Consider the following 2,294-nt stretch of genomic DNA (forward strand, 5'->3'; position numbering starts at 1 on the left):
TAAAGAGACTGATATAATCACAGCATTAACCAATGTTGTTGAAAACATGGAATCTTTCATCGAAACTAAGTTTTCTGTAGAGCATAACAAATGGATAAAATGGATTGGTAATCCTGTTAATGAAGAAGAAAACTTTGCCGACAAATGGCCTGAAAATCCCCAAAAAGAAAAGAATTTTTACGAATGGTTAAATAAGGTAAAATTAGAATTGTCTTCTTCTGTTGAATTAAAAGAGTTAAATAAAATCCAAGAATCATTTTCGCCTATTTTTGGAAAAAAAATAACAGACAAATCATTTAGTAATATCAGTAATAAAGGATTATTAAAGTCAACATCTACCCTATTATCGGCAAATGTAGCTCAAAAAATAGACACAGAATTACCAAAAAAACTTCCTAAAACCAAAAGAGAAGGCTTTCAAAAATGAAATGGTGGGAAGACAAAAAGCATATTTTTGCCAGAGAAAAAATAAGGCTAAACATTGAATGGGAATCAAACGATTTTGAATTCTTTATTCGAAAGGAATTACTATGGTTATCTGGTACTATATATCTTCCAACTAAAATTGGAGGTTCAATCAAATTTCCATTTGAACTCAAATATCCTCAAAATTATCCTTTTTCTATTCCTTATATTTATCCCAAAGGAAGGGAAAAGGACTGGGTAGGAAATCATCAATTCATTAGTACTGCCTTCTGTCTGGACATTAGAGACAAAACTTGGAATTCTTCACTTTCAGCAGTTGATATTATAAAGAGTTTGGAAAAGTTGTTGTTAGCAGCTTTAGATATGATTGAGAATAAAACAGGTAAGTTAGATGTTTACGAAGAAGCTGAGCCAACAAAATTAGATATCACAAAAAGAATTATTAGGTGCATTGTCCCATTTCCTCTTCCTCTGCCTAAAGATTCTACAATTGGGGATTTTGACTATTTCAGCCCAATGGGAGATAGCAGGATAATTGTAAGTCCCATATTACCAGTAGAAAAACCAGATAAAGATTATTTTAAAAAAATTATAGAAAGTGAATACTTAAAAATATGGGGTCTAAATCTCTTGTTTTCAAAAAACATTGGAACCTGGATTAAAGCATCTCAAAATCAACTAAACTCAATTGTGTTTAAAGAAGATTTAAATAAGTTCGTTGAGTTTTTAAATAATAAGCAAATTCTTACGGTTAAAGAGGCTCAAGAAAAACTAGAAAAAGATAAAACTGAGCATATTGTTTTTATTGCTGGTAATAAAGCCGAATTATACGCTAAAATCAATCACAAAGACGGTAAAGTTGAATATTTTGGATGTTATAATCCTGATTTAACCCAACTCAACTCAAGGACTCCCGATTCTAAAAAAACTACATTAATAAGCAAAAAGAAAGTCGCCATCATTGGTTGCGGTTCTTCAGGGAGTGTTATAGCCGAAGAATTTGTAAAATCTGGTGTTTCTGAATTGACACTAATTGATGATGATTATCTAACCGTGGAGAATGTAATTAGACATACATGTGGTCTTGAAGATGTTGGCTTAAAGAAAACGCAAGCCTTAAAAAATAAATTACAAAGAATTAATCCATTTATCAAGGTTGATTGTATTGACACTAAAATCATAACAATACCAAGTCATGTTAGTGAGAAAATAAAAAGCGCTGATATAATTGTAAATGCAACGGCAGAGATAGAAGAAGTAATTAATGAATTTTGTTGGTTATATAAAATACCATCATTACATTCTAAAGTCTATCCACTAGGATATGGTGGAGAGATTATAAGAATTATTCCAAATATAACACCTTGTTTTGAATGCATGAACAATAAGTTATCTAGAATATTAGAAACACAAGATGGTTTTAATGACACACCAGACACTAAGTTCATTAATTATAACGAAACAGAGGAAGGTGAAATACTTCCTACTCCTGCACTAAGTATTGATGCAAAATATATTTCGCTTTTTACTGTAAAAATGGCTCTAGAAGTTCTCCTTTCAGAAAATGTAGAGGTGTTCAAATCAAAACCAAATATAATTTTATGGGGGAATGAAAAAAAATGGATTTTCAAAGAAGAGTTTGAATGTATAAAAGTTGACACAACAGGCTTTAAATCATATTCAAACTGTTTTGTTTGTTTTGGTAACGAGCAAATTGTGAATGAACTTGGATTGTCAGAACAGGAGATTTTAAATATTGCAAATGATTCAATTTTAAAGAATGATGAAGATTAATTTTAAAGTTACTCCTGATGTGGAAACTAAAATAGAAAGAGCATTGAGAAAATCTGGTGATTTTGAAACGGGGG

General features: G+C 30.7%; 2 protein-coding genes. Both read left to right on the forward strand.

The features are described from left to right. Window positions 1-427 (forward strand): hypothetical protein (locus J1N10_RS20695; protein ID WP_262328635.1); only part of this gene is annotated, 427 nt, incomplete at its 5' end. Continuing rightward, complete coding sequence (locus J1N10_RS20700) at window positions 424-2,220, forward strand: ThiF family adenylyltransferase (protein WP_262328636.1); 1,797 nt, start codon at window positions 424-426, stop codon at window positions 2,218-2,220. The genes J1N10_RS20695 and J1N10_RS20700, both read left to right, overlap by 4 nt. Window positions 2,221-2,294 lie beyond the last annotated feature (74 nt).

This window comes from Carboxylicivirga litoralis, from assembly GCF_025499605.1.
In the GTDB taxonomy this organism is placed as follows: domain Bacteria; phylum Bacteroidota; class Bacteroidia; order Bacteroidales; family Marinilabiliaceae; genus Carboxylicivirga; species Carboxylicivirga litoralis.

Excerpts from the sequence above, each read along its gene's own strand:
- J1N10_RS20700 (WP_262328636.1), top strand. The coding sequence starts at position 424 with ATGAAATGGTGGGAAGACAAAAAGCATATTTTTGCCAGAGAAAAAATA.